Here is a 17,524-nt window from a genome sequence, read left to right as displayed (position 1 = left end):
TTATTTTTCCCTTACAGATGTTCCAGCATTCCCTGCAGCCAGATCTGGCCTTTGAAACGTCTTCCCACTTCCGGTACTCCAAATAAATCCTTTTCGTTGATACAGATGTCTATCGGCACATCGTTGCAGACGAGGCCGAGCTCATACACCTGCTCGCCCGTTACCGCGTTCTTCGTTGTATTCATCTCCGTAATTTCACCCATCACGCTGTACTGGTCACATTCAAGACCGCTCGGCATGAAAAAGCTATCTACAATAGAAAAGACATCTTCCTTCGTCAGACGCTGGGAAATCATGGCATATGTGTCAATATCATCCATGGTGAGACTTTCCATCGCATCCTCATCCCCGTTTCTGGCAGCCGAGATCAGTGAATTCTTCTGCTGCGTGCTGCGGCGCTCCTTCTCGACCTGTTCCGGGTCTTTCTGGATCGGAAGCAGAATTGTTCCTTCCGCTGCAAGACCGGAGACAGAAAGCGGGAGCGGAAGCGGCTGCAGCGCATTTTTCTGTTTCATCTCAAGATATTCCGCTGCATGCGTCAGATAAAAGATCATCGTGATGCCAAGCCGCATATCGTCGCAGCGCCTGCAAACGATTCCTTATCGACGTGGCGCTCCACCGATACCTCCTCGTAGGAGCTGATCTGCCCGCCCTCGAAATAGGGATAATAATATTCCATCTGGAAACGGTTGTTCTCATCAATTTCCCCACAGACCGTGATACCACAGTCATATGCATATTCTTTCGAAAATTCAGCAAAAAGGTGGTGTTCTTCTGTTTCCACAATCTTTTTACGGTCGTAGTTTTCTACTACATCACGAAGAATCTCCTGGAGTTCCTTCGTCGTCTTGATCTTTGAAAATCCAATGGTTTTCAGGTAAGCGTGCATAAGAACACCTCCTCTCATTCCTTTGTATTTCTTATGCGATTAGTGTTTCGGAACCAGTTTCTCTTTTCCGCCCATGTACATACGAAGAACTTCCGGAATGCTTACGGTTCCGTCTGCATTCAGGTTGTTCTCCAGGAATGCGATCAGCATACGCGGCGGAGCAACTACGGTGTTGTTCAGGGTATGTGCCAGGTATTTCTTTCCGTCCTCGCCGTTGACACGGATTTTCAGACGTCTTGCCTGTGCATCACCAAGGTTGGAGCAGCTCCTACCTCGAAGTATTTCTTCTGACGCGGAGACCATGCCTCAACATCGACAGATTTTACTTTCAGGTCAGCCAGGTCACCGGAGCAGCACTCCAGAGTACGAACCGGGATATCCATGGAACGGAACAGGTCTACGGTGTTCTTCCACAGTTTGTCATACCACATCATGCTGTCTTCCGGTTTGCAGACAACAACCATCTCCTGTTTCTCGAACTGATGGATACGATAAACACCACGCTCCTCGATGCCGTGTGCTCCTTTTTCTTTACGGAGCACGGAGAGTAGCTGGTCAGGGTCAGAGGCAGTTTCTCCTCCGGGATGATGCTGTCGATGAATTTACCGATCATGGAGTGCTCGCTGGTTCCGATCAGGTACAGATCCTCGCCCTCGATTTTGTACATCATGGACTCCATCTCAGCGAAGCTCATAACACCGTTTACGACGTTGCCGTGGATCATGAAAGGCGGTACGCAGTAGGTAAATCCGCGGTCGATCATGAAATCTCTTGCATAAGAAAGGATGGCAGAGTGGAGGCGTGCAATGTCGCCCATCAGATAATAGAATCCGTTTCCTGCAACTTCTCTTGCTGCATCCAGATCGATTCCGTCGAAGGACTCCATAATGTCGGTGTGATACGGGATTTCAAAATCCGGTACAACCGGCTCGCCGAAACGCTCTGCTTCTACGTTCTCGCTGTCATCTTTTCCGATCGGTACGGAAGGATCGATGATGTTCGGGATGACCATCATGATCTTTTTGATTTCTTCTTCTACTTCTTTTTCTCTTGCGGAAAGAGCCTCGATGCGGGAACCGTCAACAGCTACCTGTTTCTTTACTTCCTCAGCCTCTTCTCTCTTGCCCTGGCCCATCAGTGCGCCGATCTGTTTGGAGATTTTGTTTCTTTTTGCACGAAGTGCTTCTACTTCCTGTTTGATGTCACGGTTTTCTTTGTCCAGCTCGATGACTTTATCAACCAGCTCCAGTTTCTGATCCTGGAATTTATTTCGGATATTCTGTTTTACAACTTCCGGGTTTTCTCTTAAAAACTTAATGTCTAACATAATTTCCTCCTAGTAGATCTTATCCCCTCATTTTGGCGGGATTCTTTTTGTTCTTTCCAGCCCGGAACCACTGCCGTTTTTCCAGCATTTATGCGGGTTTGGCGCGTTCCAGTACCATCATATAACAGTATATGCATTTTTTCAAGCGTTCTTTCATGCTGTTTTTCTGCGGTCCGCTTTTACATCAGATCGATCGAATTCATCGTAATTGCCTGGCGCAGCGCGTCGATTTCCTCGGCGCTCAGCATGATATAGGACTCGCCTTTTACGATCTCTTTCAGATATAAAAAGCAGTTGTCACGGCTGTGGATTGCATTCAGGATAAAACCTGTGTTTTCTTTGTCGAGCATTGCCAGCGCAAAACTCATCTTTCCGCCCACATCGTCAAACGCATCATATTTTACGATTCCGTATTTGTTCAGCGTCATGCCCTGGATCTTTTTCAGATCCGCAAGATTCTTTTTCGTCAGCTCATTCTGCTTGTTCAGTTTGTCAATTTCCTTGAACCGCTGATGAAACAGCTTTTCGAGTGACTGGGCGTCTTTTCCCTTCATAAAGCTTCTGTACTTCTGGTTCAGTCTGCTCAGACGCAGCGACATGCTGACCGTCATAATCATCATCACGATAATCAGTACAATCAGAAGAAGTACAACAACGCCAAGGTCAATTCCTACCTTACTAAATAAATCGCTCATTATTCTACCTCTTACTGTATTGATTCAAACAGATCCATGATTCTCTCGAGCTCTTCCTGGGAATAATACTCGATCTCGATCTTTCCTTTGTGCTTTGCCCCGCGGTGAATGGAAACCTTCGTACCAATGATGCTCTTAATTTTCTCTTCCAGACCTTCGTAGATGGCTTCCTCTTCCAGATTGACTTTCTTTTCTTTCTTCACCTTCGGATTCAGGATCTCTTTGACCAGGCGCTCGGTCTCACGGACACTGAGCTTTTCATCGAAGATTTTCATTGCCGTATTGTACTGGAGCTCTTTATTCTCCAGCGCCAGCAGCGTACGCACATGACCGGTTGTCAGCATTTCATCGACAACCATCTGCTGTACCCTGTCGTCCAGTTTCAGGAGACGCATCGAGTTTGTAACCGCCGTTCTGCTCTTGGAAACGCGCTCTGCGATTTCATCCTGGCGGAGATGGAACTCTTCCATCAGGCGTTTGTATGCGTGTGCCTCCTCAATCGGGTTCAGGGATTCTCTCTGAATATTTTCAATCAGGGAAATCTCGACAACTTCCTGCTCGGTAAAATCTTTGATGATGACCGGTACTTCTTTGATTCCGGCAAGCTTTGCAGCCTCCATCTCCGTTCCCCTGCGATGATCTCATAATAATCATCTTTTTTCTGCACCAGAATCGGCTGTAGAACTCCGAACTGTTTGATGGATTCCGAAAGTTCGATCAGGCCGTCCTCGTCAAAGGATTTTCGCGGCTGTTCGCGGTTCGGTTCAATTTCGGAGATTTTCAGTTTCATCTCAACTGGTTTTTCGACAACTTTTTCAACAACCTTCTCGACTACTTTGACCTCCGGTTTTGCCGGTTTCTCTTTTGCTTCTGCTTTGGCCGAATGTCCCGGTGAAATCAGGGAATCCAGGCCCTTGCCTAATCCTCCTCTTCTCGCTGCCATTACTCTTCATCCCCCCTGTGAATCACTTCGTCTGCCAGGAGACGGTAGCTCTCTGCACCGGTGGACCGCTTGTCGTAATAGTTGATCGGCATACCGTAGCTCGGTGCCTCCGCAAGGCGGACATTTCTCGGAATAATGGTTTTGTAGATATTCTGATCCAGGCTGTCTTTTACGTTTTCTACTACCTGCAGAGAAAGATTCGTTCTCGCATCGTACATGGTAAAGACAACGCCTTCCATCTCCAGTTCCGGATTCAGACGCTCCTGCACCAGCTCAATCGTGTGCATAAGCTGGGATAAGCCCTCCAGTGCGTAATATTCACACTGAATCGGCACCAGAACGGTGTCCGCGGTGGTCATCGCGTTGATTGTCAGCATATTTAAGGATGGCGGACAGTCAATAATAATGAAGTCGTACTGATCGCGAACCTGATCAATTGCGTTTTTCAGGATGAATTCTTTGTCTTCCACCCCGATCAGCTCGATCTCCGCTCCGGCCAGATTGACATTGGAAGGGATAAGGGAAAGATTGTCAAAATTCAGAGGAATGATGCAGTCCTCCAGTTTTGACTCTCCAAGAAGCAGCTCATAGATGGTATTTTCCACTTCATTTTTCTCTACTCCCATTCCGCTGGTGGTATTTCCCTGCGGGTCCATATCAATGGTCAGAACTTTTTGTCCCATTTCTCCTAAACAGGAAGAAAGGTTAATTGCGGTGGTAGATTTACCTACGCCGCCTTTCTGGTTTGCAATTGCAATTGTTCTTCCCAAAATATGTATTGCCTCCTTTCATCTTTTTGTTTTCCATTTGCAGTTTTTCCTTTTTACAGGAAATGACCTGCCGGCACTTCTTTCAAAAAAATGATTCATGCGGCAGGTGTTTTGGCATATATATAGGAAAAATCTCCTTTTCTATGCCAGTCTATCTGAGGAATTCTTCAGATTCTATCTCAAAATTGCCCCAATTTGGGACAAAGATATTTTATCATACTACGCCGGATTTTACTACTGGAAATGTTTCACGTGAAACATTTTCTGCATTTTTGCATGATTAGGCGGTTTGAAGCATAAGAAAATTGGAGATTTTTGGCGATGTTTCACGTGAAACATTTTGAAAAGCACTGTTTTACAATAATTTTTCTCGGTTTTTACGCTGTTTAAAGGCTTTTTGGAATTTTTTCAGCGATGATTTTGCATTTTTTTGATGGTTTCCAAGTAATTCTGCAATGTCAGAACATTTTTTTCTGTTTCACACAGTTTTTATAAAATGTTTCACGTGAAACATTTTAATTTTTGACGTTTTTGAGGTATAAATATACTGGAAACGTTATTTTAATCGTGTGATGCTCTTTTTCAAGGAAATCTCATGTGATTAGAAAGAAAAAATCAACTTATCAGGATATTATTGATACATAGATCAGGAATCAAAACTGTTTATGGTTGTTCGGTGATCGTAAATGTCTCTTTTGTATATAAAATGTATTTTTATTCACCAGGGCTCTGTTTTTTCATCGTTCTTCCTCGCTTTTTTCAAATTTTCAGCATTTTTCTCTTTATCTTCATCAGTAAGAAGCATAATCCGTGAGACATCCTCTTTTTCATTTTTTCTCAATTTTTTTCTCTTTTCGGGCGGTTTTTCTTTGATTTTTTTATTTTACAGGCCAGGCTGCACATTTTCTGTTTTTTATCGATTTATTTGATTTCACTATAATTTTTCTGTTTTTATGGTTTTAATATTTTCCTCTCGCTGCCACGTCTTTTATCCTCTTTTTCATCTTTCTGGCTTACCTTTCTCTTTTTTTGTAAACAATCTCACTTTTTCTCTTTTATCAACATTTTTTATTCCTTCTCTCCGTTTTTTATCCCTCATCGCCATTTCACACCATTTTCTTGCCTTTCACTGCCTCTCCCTCCCGTTTTTATTCTTTTCGCCCATGTCTATACTACATTTTCCCCTTTTCAGTCGTTTTTTGCCTTTTCTCAACTCATTTTTATCTTTTTTGCTTTTTCCGCCTCTTCCATCGTTTTACACCCTCTTTTTGCCATTTTTTTAGATCATCCTTCATTTTTTCGTTTCTACTTATGTCACTTTCCCCGTCTCATTTTTCACGTTTCACGTCTCTCAAAATGTTTCACGTGAAACATCGTTTTTTACGATTTTCGGTCTTCGGCGATCAGCGAGAAGCGATTTGCTTCCCGGCTTTCCGAAAATCACTCTCATTTTTCACCTCTCTTATTTTTAAAATAATCGTATTTTCTATTCTATTTTTGATTTTCTCCGTTTTTTCTACATTTTCCTGTATTTTCGCGTGTTTCACGTAGTTTTTCGTCTCTGTTTTCTTTCTTTATTAAATTATTTAATTATATTTTTATATTTTCGTATGAATTGAACTTTTACATTCGTTTTTTCGGATTTTCCAAACCATTTACTAAACGCATTTTGGGACCATTTTTTCATGGATTTTTACCAATCTGGAAGGATTTTATCCCATAGTGCCGTTTTCATGCTTTTATGTGTATTATTGCATCATTTTTTCTCTGTTTTTTCAGTTATGTAAACTATTTAAATATGCCATTCGCCAGTAGTTGACATAACGTAGTTCTCCTGGAATTGTCTACGCTTTTCGTCAAATTGCGTCTTATTTTCGTCTCTTTTTCTCATTTTTCCCTTAATTTTTGCATTGTATCTTTCCCTTTTTTCGCTTATAATAAGCTCAACACAACGTTTCGAACCGATTCCTCCCCTCCGGGAGACCCCTGAAAGGAGTTTTATCATATGAAACACAGCAAAAAACTGGTCACCTTGAGTGTCCTCACTACGATGTCCGGCGCAGCGATTTACTTTCTGAATAAAACGCTCGATACCGCCGCCGTACGGAAAAACCTGCTCGCCTCGGCTGAAAAAGAGATCTTTTCCTGGCAGTTCGGCGATATTTTTTACACAAAAAAAGGCACCGGAACCCCGATGCTCTTACTTCATGACTTACATTGTGCCTCCAGCGGCCGCGAATGGCAGTATATTGAGGATACTCTCGCAAAGGATCACACCGTCTACACACTCGATCTTCTCGGCTGCGGCCGTTCCGACAAGCCGGCGATCACGTACACAAACTTTTTATACGTACAGCTCATCGTCACCTTCATCAAGCAGGTCATCGGATGTCCAACCGACGTAATTGCATCCGGTTTATCCGGTTCTTTCGTCGTAACCGCCTGCAATACAGCCCCGAAATGCTTTGGCCGAATCATGATGATCAACCCGACCGACCTTGCCAAGCTCAACAAAATCCCGGATAAACGCAGCCGCTTCCTGAAACGCATGATCGAGCTCCCGCTCGTCGGCACGCTGCTGTACCACACGCTCACCGGCCGCTCCAACATCGAGCTTTTATTCACCGAGAGCTATTATCACAACCCATTTCACCGCTCACCGGAGGACGTAGACGCCTTCTACGAGTCCGCACACCTCCAGAACAGCGCCGGAAAGTACCTTTTTGCAAGCCTTGCGGGCAATTACGTGAACCTCAACATCGGCCACGCCTTAAAGCACATTGACAACAGCATCTTCCTCATCGGCGGCGAGGAAGAGCCGGGCATCGCAGAAACCTTTGCGCTGTACACAGCGCTCAACACCTCCATCGAAACCCAGATCCTGCCGAAAACAAAGCACATGCCGCAGATGGAGGCCCCGCAGGCCCTCTTAGACCAGATCCAGATCTTCTTCGCACCGGTACAGTAATACCCCCTTCTGCTCCCGGCCTCGAGCAAAAAAATGAGACAAAAAAGCGGAGGATTTACTGATATTTCCATGTCAGTAAATCCTCCGTTTTTCCATTTTTAACCCGGCTCACAGTCCATTTCCAACGCATCTTCCTCTGCGCCCGGATAATCCGTTGGCGGCGCTGTATGCGTTTCCATTCCCTCTTTTATTTCATCCATCGTATAAATATTAATTCTCTCCCCCGGCGCTGCATCCGGGTCAAATTCCACCGTTTCTCCCAGTGCAAGCATCATTGGCTCATCCGCATTTCTTTTCTCATCTGCAATCTCATACGCATTTACATATTCACCCGACGCAGTCTCTACATACTGTCCAAACCCGTCGCAAAGCCGGTAATAAAGCTCCTTTTCCGCATCTTTCTCCAGAAAATACAAGGATTTCTGCCCGATCACCGGATCAAGGTCGCAGAAGCTGATCTGTATATAGTTCTCCCGCCGTTCCTCCTCCGAATACTCCGCTTTCAGCTCCTCTGCGTTCCAGTACGTAATTCCCGCATCCTCCATGGACTGCAGATACTCTTCCACCGTAACTGCTCCGCCCAGCTTTCGAACCGTAATATGTTCTCCGGCTTCCATATCACCTTTCAAAACGTCATCCACCCGCAGTGAAATATCGGTTGCAATCTCAATTCCCCCGGCAAAACAGCTATAATCCTCTACCGTTCCCAGAACAATGAGATCGCTTCCCTCTTTCTGCTCATAAAAGCTATTATAAAACCGATCCCACTCCTTCAACCCTCCGTACTGCATATTTACCTTTACCGGATCCAGATTTTCAAACCGCATTTTCTCCTCTGTTTCCGCCGTTTCTGCATTACCGCAGCCCACCAGCAGAATACACAATACTGTCAAACAAACCCTTTTCATCCTTTCACCCCCCATCCACCGTCTTTGTTATACTCCCATTATACTTCTTCCGCTTTCATTTTCCCATAAAAAAACGGAAGATTTACTGATTTTTCACTCTCAGTAAATCCTCCGTTTTCAATTTTAACCAGCCTTTAATGACTCCTTATTCCGCCGAATCCGAAGAACTGTCATCCTCCGTCTTTGCCGCAAGCAGTTTCCCGTAATTTTCCACCATGGTCTTCACGTTATTTTTATTCACAAGAGACGGCACTCCGTCCTCATCTACCGTGTAATAGAAGCTTGAATCATACGGGCTGTAAGCAAATGTCAGGTCGCCGTCTGTCATATGGAAGACTGCGGTAAACTCGGCATCCTTGGCCTGTACGAGGCTCTCATCCTTCGTCTGCGCCTTCAGGCCAATGAGTGAAGAATAGAATGTGGTAAACGTTGATTTATCAATCGTTTCATCGCCGCAGGTGTAACTGATTTCCTGTGTTGTGGAATCGCTGTCGTCATCCTTTTTCTCTTCCACATGGCGTACATACGTCTTCGTCTCGCCGTTATACGTAATATCAAGACTCGTCAGATCCGATACATTTTCCATGCCGATATACATGTTCCAAAAATCAGATGCCTTCTTTCCGGTGAAGGTTTCAACGTTCGAAGCCGTCATCAGATGAACTTCATTCGAGCCGTCCAGCTTCACGTAATAAGAACCGCCGTCCTCATTTGCATTGCCGACATACAATACCAGATCTTTCTCCACCGTAACGGTTGTCGTTTCGGAAGAAGAGCTCGTTGCAGTGCTGTCGCTTGATGCAGAATCTGTTGTGGAATCCGAAGAAGTATCTGCCGTTGTTGTATCGTCAGCCTCAACCTCCTGCTCTTCCGTGTAATGCACGCGAATCGTCGTCTTTGGCTGATCCAGTCCGTACTGGGAAAGATCCGATGCGTTGTACGTAACAAGATCTCCAAAGCTAAGAGATGCCACTGCACTTGTCATGGTGCCGATCGAATCCGCATCACCGCCATGTGCCGCTCCATCTGCGTCCACAACCTGCCATTCATCCGTCTGGAGTGCCGAATCAGCAGCGCTTACTTCTTTTGTCAGCGTATATCCGTTCTCACCCTCCACCTGCAGCTTTGTAATGTTTTCCGCCGTCACAGATGGCATGGATTCCGTTGTCGCCCACTCCATCATATCGGACGGGAACATCGTTCCAAGCGATGTGCTTACCAGATAAACCTTACTCGTATCATCGTTCAGATAAATATAGTATCTGCTCGAGCTGTTCTTATCTCCGACATGAATCGTCGTTTTCTCGTCTCCCGCAGTCACTACAACCTCCTGAGACGGCGTCTCGAGCCCAAAATCGGCCATAGAATCGATTTCATCGCCTTCAATGACTCTTTCTGCTGTCATGCTGCTAAGAGAGCTTAAAACGTTCGTTATCTTGCCCTCATCCAGTGGGAATCCATCCTCCTGATCGTATGTCCAGATATCGGTATCATCGTCTCCTGCTGTTTTCGTAAAGGACACCGTCTCTCCGTTGATCTGGAACGAAAGCGCTGTTACATCATCTTTTGAAAAACCAACTACTTTTTCGGCGTCTGCACCAGAATCCGAACTGCTGCTGTCCGCATCGGCGGTGCTGTTTTTCTTCGTCAGCACCACCAGTACGGCAAGAAGCAGTACCAAAAGGATCAGGCAGGCCGCCATCTTTCCTTTTTTCTTCATCACTGTTTTCTCCTCTTCATCCAGATCATCACGCCAATTACAACAAGTACCAGCGGAATTCCCGCAATGGTAATAATAGACCAGGTGTTAACTGCTCCCTGTGTAAATACCAGGTTTGTATAGCTTGTGCTCTTGCTTGGAATAACAACGGTCTGCTCCACATCACACATGGAGGTCAGTGCAGTCGCTGCCAGCTTCGAGTTCGCACCGCTGATTGCCTGGTCAATCTGGCTGCTCAGCATCGATGCACTCGAGAAATAAATGATCTGTGTCTCTTTATCATCTACAGTTTCTGTAATGGAAACGCCAAGGTCAAATGCGCCCGTCTCACTGTCCGCACTCTTCGACCAGGTGCTGTTCTCCGGGTCATTTTCAATATAAGCGTCCTCGGTGGTCGTCAGAAGGCTCTTGATCGTAATGGTATCACGATAAGAATCGAGCTTCTGAATTGCCTGTGCAACCGGCATCAGAATGTAATTACTCTTTACTTCGGTTGTAATGTCATCACTCTGAATGTTCGGCAGCAGATAATACGGCATCTGCGGATAATAATGCTGGGAATCGGTCTCCACAACAATTCCGCTGGAGCGTTTCACGCCGTAGTTCTCCAGTATGGAATCCAGATTCGGCATATCCGTTCCGGTATAGCTGGTGAACATCAGAAGTTTTCCGCCGTTTTCCAGGTAGGTAATGACTTTATTTGCCTCATCCTCGGAGAAATCGGTGGTCGGGGACATGATCACAAGCTCCTCGGCATCCTCCGGGATATCGTCTGTCATCAGGGCAAGATCACTGATTTCCACATTGTTTTTGTTAATGGCATCACTGAAGTTTGTAGAGAGATCACTCTCGGAAGCCTCGCCGTGGCCGGTTACCCAGTAAACCTTCGGGTTGTTTTCACTCGTCACATACGTGATGGCGCTGGTAATCTGACCCTCGCCGTCAAAGCCGGTCGTCTGTGTCTGATAGGTCTGATAGTTTGTGGAAGTCTCCCACATATCACTGTTGCTGACCACCTTGCTCTTATCGCCGCATACGACAATGACACTGTTTGCAGCTACCGTCTGATCGGTATACTGACTCGTAAATTTCGGATACAGATCCGGGTCTTTTGTCTCTACTTTGATATGGTCAGAAAGCTCATCGTAGTGCTCCAGCAGCTTCTCGATGGTGTCATCCTCACTGCCCTTCTGCACAATATAATACAGGGTAACGTCTTGATCGAGATCCTTTAATGCCGTTTTCGTCTCATCTGTAATGGAATACATTTTCTGCGTACTCAGGTCAATCTGTGTTTTACTGGTCGGAATCTGCGCCACAATCAGGTTAATAACCACAATCACAGCCAGAACAATCACCGTCATAATTGAAGAATAAGAGCCCTGTTTCAGGTGCTTTTTCTGCTCCTCGCCGGTAAACACTTCCTTCAGATGTTCTTTGGAGAACGTCTTTTTCAGCTTTTCTTTGATATTGAAATTCATTTTATGCTGTTTCTTTTCTTTCTTTTCGCTGCTCATCGTCTCCACCTCCTAATTCCAGCGTTTCTTCTGCAGGGACTGCATTGCAAGGAAAGTGCAGATTGCAATGACGGACAGGTAGTAAACAACACCGCCAATGTCCAGAATACCGTTCACAAAGTTATCCATATGGCCTGCCATGTTGAATACACCGAGCAGATCCTGGATTTTGCCCTCGAGAAGGGTGGATTTTGTGAAGTAAACTGCCGTCAGCGCACCCTCGCCGATCACGGCAATCACACCGGTAATGATCGGGTTTTTAATCATACTGCCGATCCAGAGGCATACCAGCGCGATGATGATAAAGAAAGCAAAGAAAGAGCTTCCGGCTCCTTCCGGGAAGAAGTTTGCGATACCGCTCTCCACGTAGCACAGGAACAGGATCACAAAGCCGACAACGGCTGCGATGACCTGGCTCTCGGTGATGGAGGAAACGAACACACCGACCGAAATATAGGCTGCCCCCAGCAGGAAATAACCAAGGATCGAAGTGTAGGATACAGCGTAGGAAACCGTTCCGTGGGTTCCAAGAAGCAGCGGATACAGGCACATAATCAGCACCGGAATCACATAAATGGTGAGAAGCGCCAGATATTTTCCAAGGATAATATCGGAAATTTTTACCGGTGCAGTAAGGAGCAGCTGATCCGTCTTATTTTTCTGCTCCTCCGACAGGACACGCATTGTCAGAACCGGTACTGCGATCAGCAGAATAAATGCGGAATTCTGCAGCGCGTATCCGATCTCCGGGTAACCCTGCTGCAGGTTGATGGCCGTAAAATACAGGCCGAACAGCGCCAGAGTAAACGCCATAAACAGATATCCGATCATGCTTGTCAGATAGCTTTTTAACTCTTTTTTATAAATCGCCGTCATTGTGCGTCTCCCTCCTCCTGTTTTGTTTCAGCGGCTGATTCCGCTGCATCTGTGCTTTTTTCTTCAGACGTTTCCCCGACAGCCGTTTTGTCTGCTTCTGGTTCACATTCTTTTTCACATTCTTTTTGTTTCAGCTGTTCTTTCTCTGCTTTTTTCAGCTTTCTTGCAGCCTTTCCGGAATCATCGGTCAGCTCCAGGAAGACGTCTTCCAGAGACATCGAGGAGGAAGTCAGCTCGAGGATCGGGCAGTTGGCCTTTGCCAGTGCATAGAACAGCTCCTCGCGGATATCCTTATCCTTTTCAGTGGTAATTTTTACCTTAATCTGCTCCTCATTCGGCGTATTTTCATATTGGATCTCTTTTGCATCAAGCGCATTAAGCGCCGGAACCAGCTGCTTTCTCGTTCCGTGAACGGTACATGTAACCGTGTTTGATCCAAGCATCAGTTTACTTAAGTTTTCCGGGGTGTCGCTCGCAACAAGCTGTCCCTTTGCAATAATCATGACGTAATCGCAGACAGCGCTGACCTCGGAGAGGATGTGGGAACTTAAGATAACGGTATGTTTTTTACCCAGTGATTTGATCAGGTCGCGGATCTCAATGATCTGCTTGGGATCCAGGCCTACCGTCGGCTCATCGAGGATGATGATCGGCGGATAACCGAGCACTGCCTGTGCCAGTCCGACCCTCTGTCGGTATCCTTTCGACAGGTTCTTGATCAGACGGTTCTGCATATCGGTGATCTTCACCAGATTCATGACCTCAAGAATCTGTTTCTTTCTCTGATCCTTTGGAATTTTCTTTAATTCCGCCACGAATTTCAGATATTCCAGAACGGTCATGTCCGTGTAGACCGGCGGCAGCTCCGGCAGATAGCCGATGCATTTTTTTGCCTCCTCCGGCTCCTCCAGGATGTTGTGCCCGTTGATCAGCACTTCGCCCTCCGTAGATGCCAGATAGCCGGTGATGATGTTCATGGTCGTTGATTTTCCAGCACCGTTTGGGCCAAGGAAACCATAGATCTGGCCTTCTTCTACGGTAAAACTCAGGTTGTTGACAGCTACGTGGTCGCCATAGCGTTTCACCAGATTTTTAACCTCTATCAATGTTCCTTCCTCCTTGTTTCTTAAAGCAGTTCCGGCCTGGCCTTTCTGGCAAAAGAGCCGGAGATGCTCTCATTTTCTAAAGACACTTTATCTTATTCTGAAAATGTGATAATTTGCTGGAAAATTTGTGAAAAAACGGTGAAGCCATGGAGCAATTTGTTTGTTTTTCGACGAAAAATCAATTTCTTTTACCATAAGAATCATGTATACTATAACGTATCCGCGGACGGACGCTTTTCCATTTTTGTTCCGCCGCGAAACATTACGCCGGACTTTTTCCCGTCCGGGACTGGAGATTTTAGGAGACTCTATGAATAAAAAAGACTACTACTGGGCCAAGTATATACTGATTTTCGGCTTTTTCTGCATCTCTTTTGGCACCTCGATTTTCCTGAAAACCGAACACGCCCCCGATGAGGCGATGCGGATGCTGATTCCGGAATACATCGTCTCACACCACACACTGCCGAACGGCATGGAAGAATCGGTGCGCCATCCGCTGTGGGGATTCTCCTATGCGCTGTATCCGTATCTGACCGCGATCATCAGCTCCGTGTTTATGGCCATTACATCGCTGTTTACGAAAAGTGCAGCGGCTCTTTTAACTGCCGCCCGCCTCACCAGCGTCCTTTCCGGCACCGGCACACTGATCGTTGTCTTTCTGATCGGAGAAGAGCTCTTTGAACGCCGCGAATCGGCACTGCTTGGCGGTATTTTCGTCGGTTTCCTGCCGCAGTTCGTGTTCCTCTCCTGCTATGTAAACAACGATTCTTTTGCTGTTTTCACGGTCGCACTGATCATCTACTTCTGGATCCGCGGCATGAAAAGCGCATTCTGCAAAAAAGACTGTATCGGCCTGGGAGCAGGCTGCGGACTCTGCGCGCTGTCGTACTATAACGCCTACGCGTACCTGCTCGGCAGCATTCTGCTGTTCTTCGCGCTGATGATTCATTTCCAAAAACCGGCAAAAGAAATTTTTGTCAAAGCGCTGGCTGTTTTCGCTATCGCCTTCCTGATCGGCGGCTGGTTCTTCATCCGCAATGCCGTCATCCACGACGGCGATCTGCTCGGCATGCGCACCTCGAATGAATCCGCATCGCTGTACGCAGCCGATGAATACAAACCAGAGAATCGTCAGACCCCGGCATCCGAAGGCTGGAGCTTCCAGCAGACGTATTTACAGACCCCGGAGGGCCGCACCTCCAACTGGCTGTTCTCCACCGTCAGCAGCTTCATCGGCTCGTTCTCCTATATGACCGTCCATCTCCCAATGGTGCTTTACCTGCTGTACGGTGCCCTGATGGCATTCGGTTTCCTGCTGTTCCTGTTCCTTGGCATGATCCCGCACTGGTTCCGCAAAAAGCCGCAGCTTCTCCTCTTTGTGATGCTGCTCCTCGCCTGCCTGATCACGCTGTTCATGGACATGTACAACACGTATTTCAGCGACTACCAGTCGCAGGGCCGTTACCTGATGCCTGCTCTTGTTCCGCTGATGGTCTGGATTGATGACGGCTATTCTTCTCTCACTGCAAAACTTCCCGCCAAGTGGAAACGCGCCTCCTGCCATCTGACACTCCTGCCGGGAGCAGTCTGGCTTGTACTGTTTCTCATCAGCTACATCGGATTTTTGATTCCGGGCTGTTGTGTATAAAAAATTTGTAACGCAGTAATTTACGTTCTGCAGTGCTGAATTTTTGGCATTATTTTCCGGAATTTCTATAAAAAACAGGTGCTGTCTCTTTTTCTCAGATAGCACCTGTTTCTTCGTTACAAGCTTTTCGTTTTTAGATATGTTTCATCCGGGCTTCCCTTTCACTTTCTTTGTTTCCTTTTAATTGCCAAACCAGCTATAATACCAACTGCCAGAATCCCAATTCCTAAAATAATTACCAACATCTTATTTTGATGTTTCACCGGCTGATTTGCAACATCAAGGACAATATTGGTTCCTCCTTGTGCATCGTCAGTTTCGATATAAGACGAATCAGCAACTGCGGCAACAACCGCAGCATAACTATATGCATGGAATTCTTCTTCACCATCAAGTCTATCTTCCGCTATTTCCGAACTGTCTGTAAGACACGCTGCAGCATCTTCACGTCCCGGTATCAGATACTCCATTTGCGTTTCATTTAATGCAATCCAGACCGGAAAACGAATCGGATCTACTCCTCCAACAAGTCGAAATTTATAATTGTCCCATACAATATCTGAATTTGCAGCAAGTGAAATATTTAATTGTTCTATATAGGTCGGCGTATCATCTAATTCATATCCTCTGGCTCCACTTATGTGCCATTGATCGATCGGTTGTCCATCTTCCCCATTTGCCCTTACCGCACATGCTTCATACAAATGTCCATATGCTCTAATCGGGATAATCCAAATATAATCGCTTTGTTCTAACGCACTTTCTACTTCGGACACAGAAAGAAGTTCTGAGGTTAAAAGTGGTGTATCAATATACTCTTTTAATGCATTATCAAAATCAATATCCGATACACGGATTCCCTCCTCAAACGGATCCTCAACAGGTCCTCCATTTGTAACAGACACAATTTCATCAGCCAGCTCAACTATTTTTTCATAATCTTCAGATTCCGATAGTATTTCAAGTTTAGATGCCGATACAGTAGATGCTGATATCATAATTCCAATGAAGCAAACAAATATTTTTAATATTTTCCTCATGCCATTCCCCCCTATCATATTTTCTTTTACGTTTCACAATCGATCTATTTATCTCATCATACACTGATATATTTTTTTAACAATTATCATATTTTCACAAAATATTCAGCGCAAAATACTGCAAATAGGAGAATTGTTTTTTTTGCTCAAAAGTGTAATTTTCCAGACATTTAATCGTATATATACATAAAAAATCAGAAGAGGTTATTATGCCAACTTACTCGGCATAACAATCTCTTCTGATTTCACCTTTTACACTTTTGTTTCTTTTTTAGCTTTCTCAAAAAATCTATTTTTTACTGAATCGGCTCCTTCGCCGGTGTTCCCGCTTTTCTCGGGTACTTTTTCGGCGTTGCCTTCCCCTTCTCGATACAGACAAACGATCGCTCATCCTCGGTTCCCGTAAGCTGGAAATAGACCGGCTCTTTTGCTTCGCCGCCGAGCACATGAATCGCTTTTTGAGCTGCGGCAAGCTCCTCATTCAATTTGCCCGATTTATACGAAACAAACCGTCCGCCCACCTTCACATACGGCAGACAGTACTCCGAAAGCGAGCTTAAATTCGCCACCGCGCGTGATACCACGAGATCAAACTGCTCCCGGTAATCCTTCTGGCGTGCGAAATCCTCGGCTCTTCCGTGAACCGCCGTGATTTTCGAAAGGCCAAGCTGTCCGATCACCTCATTCAGGAATTTCACTCTCTTATTCAGTGAATCCAGCAGTACAACTTCCACCTCCGGAAACGCGATTTTCAGCGGGATTCCCGGAAAACCGGCTCCCGTTCCCACGTCGAGAATGCGTCCCGCCTGTTCCACATCACAGACCTTCACCAGCGACAGACTGTCGAGAAAATGCTTCGTAATCACCTGATCGAACTCCGTAATCGCCGTCAGATTCATAAACGAATTCCACTCTACAAGCAGCTCATAATACTGCAGAAACTGCGTTTTCTGCTCCTCGGAAAGTGTGATTCCAAGCTCAAAAAGGCCGCGCTCAAATCCTTCAAGATTGTATTCTTTCATGTTGTTCTCCGTTCTACTCTATTCTTCCAAGTGCCCGCCGCACTTTTTGTTCCTGTCCACGCAGTATCAAAACACTTGCTGTTTCGCTGCAT

13 protein-coding genes and 3 pseudogenes are annotated in these 17,524 nt (G+C 45.8%); 2 read left to right on the top strand and 14 right to left on the bottom strand.

Annotated elements, in window-relative coordinates; all coding sequences use genetic code 11:
• Nucleotides 1–11 precede the first annotated feature (11 nt).
• From DXA93_RS02125 to DXA93_RS17690, 7 genes and pseudogenes are all read right to left on the bottom strand, one after another.
• Nucleotides 12–889, bottom strand: a pseudogene (locus DXA93_RS02125) (DUF3881 family protein).
• A 39-nt stretch (nucleotides 890–928) separates the two neighbouring features.
• A pseudogene (gene serS / locus DXA93_RS02120) lies at nucleotides 929–2,216 on the bottom strand (serine--tRNA ligase).
• A 179-nt stretch (nucleotides 2,217–2,395) separates the two neighbouring features.
• A complete protein-coding gene (locus DXA93_RS02115; RefSeq protein WP_022461754.1) occupies nucleotides 2,396–2,911 on the bottom strand; it encodes a DUF4446 family protein in 516 nt (171 codons plus the stop codon).
• 11 nt (nucleotides 2,912–2,922) lie between these two features.
• Nucleotides 2,923–3,854, bottom strand: a pseudogene (locus tag DXA93_RS20435) (ParB/RepB/Spo0J family partition protein).
• Nucleotides 3,854–4,624: a ParA family protein gene (locus tag DXA93_RS02105; protein WP_022461756.1), complete on the bottom strand. Its 771-nt coding sequence runs from the start codon at nucleotides 4,622–4,624 to the stop codon at nucleotides 3,854–3,856. The pseudogene DXA93_RS20435 and the gene DXA93_RS02105 overlap by 1 nt, the downstream one beginning before the upstream one ends.
• 718 nt (nucleotides 4,625–5,342) lie before the next feature.
• Nucleotides 5,343–5,465, bottom strand: coding sequence for a hypothetical protein (locus tag DXA93_RS18875; RefSeq protein WP_256372629.1), 123 nt, complete (start codon nucleotides 5,463–5,465; stop codon nucleotides 5,343–5,345).
• A 562-nt stretch (nucleotides 5,466–6,027) separates the two neighbouring features.
• On the bottom strand, nucleotides 6,028–6,171 hold the full coding sequence (locus tag DXA93_RS17690) for a hypothetical protein (RefSeq protein WP_158583252.1): 144 nt from the start codon (nucleotides 6,169–6,171) through the stop codon (nucleotides 6,028–6,030).
• A gap of 458 nt (nucleotides 6,172–6,629) precedes the next feature.
• On the opposite strand from DXA93_RS17690, the gene DXA93_RS02095 reads away from it, so the two are divergent.
• Nucleotides 6,630–7,592, top strand: a complete 963-nt coding sequence (locus tag DXA93_RS02095; RefSeq protein WP_119207669.1) for an alpha/beta fold hydrolase — start codon at nucleotides 6,630–6,632, stop codon at nucleotides 7,590–7,592.
• Nucleotides 7,593–7,690: 98 nt separating this feature from the next.
• Here the strand turns inward: DXA93_RS02095 and DXA93_RS02090 are convergent, their stop codons facing one another.
• From DXA93_RS02090 to DXA93_RS02070, 5 genes are all read right to left on the bottom strand, one after another.
• Nucleotides 7,691–8,500 carry a hypothetical protein gene (locus tag DXA93_RS02090; RefSeq protein ID WP_147399495.1) on the bottom strand — a complete coding sequence of 270 codons (810 nt, stop codon included), beginning with the start codon at nucleotides 8,498–8,500 and terminating at the stop codon, nucleotides 7,691–7,693.
• 145 nt (nucleotides 8,501–8,645) lie between these two features.
• Nucleotides 8,646–10,220: a DUF4340 domain-containing protein gene (locus DXA93_RS02085; protein ID WP_119207667.1), complete on the bottom strand. Its 1,575-nt coding sequence runs from the start codon at nucleotides 10,218–10,220 to the stop codon at nucleotides 8,646–8,648.
• Nucleotides 10,220–11,737 (bottom strand): GldG family protein, encoded by a 1,518-nt coding sequence (locus DXA93_RS02080; RefSeq protein ID WP_022462024.1) that lies wholly within the window; start codon nucleotides 11,735–11,737, stop codon nucleotides 10,220–10,222. The genes DXA93_RS02085 and DXA93_RS02080 overlap by 1 nt, the downstream gene beginning before the upstream one ends.
• 12 nt (nucleotides 11,738–11,749) lie before the next feature.
• On the bottom strand, nucleotides 11,750–12,613 hold the full coding sequence (locus DXA93_RS02075) for an ABC transporter permease subunit (protein ID WP_022462025.1): 864 nt from the start codon (nucleotides 12,611–12,613) through the stop codon (nucleotides 11,750–11,752).
• On the bottom strand, nucleotides 12,610–13,719 hold the full coding sequence (locus DXA93_RS02070) for an ABC transporter ATP-binding protein (RefSeq protein ID WP_022462026.1): 1,110 nt from the start codon (nucleotides 13,717–13,719) through the stop codon (nucleotides 12,610–12,612). Before DXA93_RS02070 ends, DXA93_RS02075 begins: the two co-directional genes overlap by 4 nt.
• A 310-nt stretch (nucleotides 13,720–14,029) precedes the next feature.
• Between DXA93_RS02070 and DXA93_RS02065 the strand changes: the two genes are divergently transcribed.
• On the top strand, nucleotides 14,030–15,370 hold the full coding sequence (locus DXA93_RS02065) for an ArnT family glycosyltransferase (protein WP_158583251.1): 1,341 nt from the start codon (nucleotides 14,030–14,032) through the stop codon (nucleotides 15,368–15,370).
• A 161-nt stretch (nucleotides 15,371–15,531) separates the two neighbouring features.
• On the opposite strand, the gene DXA93_RS02060 is transcribed toward DXA93_RS02065, so the two are convergent.
• Both DXA93_RS02060 and rsmG read right to left on the bottom strand, forming a co-directional pair.
• Nucleotides 15,532–16,410, bottom strand: a complete 879-nt coding sequence (locus DXA93_RS02060; RefSeq protein ID WP_119207665.1) for a hypothetical protein — start codon at nucleotides 16,408–16,410, stop codon at nucleotides 15,532–15,534.
• Between the two features lie 296 nt (nucleotides 16,411–16,706).
• The gene (rsmG, locus tag DXA93_RS02055) at nucleotides 16,707–17,432 is read right to left on the bottom strand and encodes a 16S rRNA (guanine(527)-N(7))-methyltransferase RsmG (protein WP_117805250.1); all 726 of its coding nucleotides are present in this window, start codon (nucleotides 17,430–17,432) and stop codon (nucleotides 16,707–16,709) included.
• Between the last annotated feature and the right edge of the window lie 92 nt (nucleotides 17,433–17,524).

Source organism: Blautia sp. OF09-25XD (assembly GCF_003482095.1).
In the GTDB taxonomy this organism is placed as follows: Bacteria; Bacillota; Clostridia; order Lachnospirales; family Lachnospiraceae; genus Fusicatenibacter; species Fusicatenibacter saccharivorans.
The sequence above is the reverse complement of the archived record's forward strand: the minus strand, read 5'-3'. Positions and strand labels throughout refer to the sequence as shown.

Coding starts and splice junctions, on each gene's coding strand:
- DXA93_RS02090 (WP_147399495.1), bottom strand. CDS start 8,500: ATGAAAAGGGTTTGTTTGACAGTATTGTGTATTCTGCTGGTGGGCTGC.
- DXA93_RS02080 (WP_022462024.1), bottom strand. CDS start 11,737: ATGAGCAGCGAAAAGAAAGAAAAGAAACAGCATAAAATGAATTTCAAT.
- DXA93_RS02060 (WP_119207665.1), bottom strand. CDS start 16,410: ATGAGGAAAATATTAAAAATATTTGTTTGCTTCATTGGAATTATGATA.
- DXA93_RS02085 (WP_119207667.1), bottom strand. CDS start 10,220: ATGAAGAAAAAAGGAAAGATGGCGGCCTGCCTGATCCTTTTGGTACTG.
- DXA93_RS02095 (WP_119207669.1), top strand. CDS start 6,630: ATGAAACACAGCAAAAAACTGGTCACCTTGAGTGTCCTCACTACGATG.
- rsmG (WP_117805250.1), bottom strand. CDS start 17,432: ATGAAAGAATACAATCTTGAAGGATTTGAGCGCGGCCTTTTTGAGCTT.
- DXA93_RS02075 (WP_022462025.1), bottom strand. CDS start 12,613: ATGACGGCGATTTATAAAAAAGAGTTAAAAAGCTATCTGACAAGCATG.
- DXA93_RS02065 (WP_158583251.1), top strand. CDS start 14,030: ATGAATAAAAAAGACTACTACTGGGCCAAGTATATACTGATTTTCGGC.
- DXA93_RS02115 (WP_022461754.1), bottom strand. CDS start 2,911: ATGAGCGATTTATTTAGTAAGGTAGGAATTGACCTTGGCGTTGTTGTA.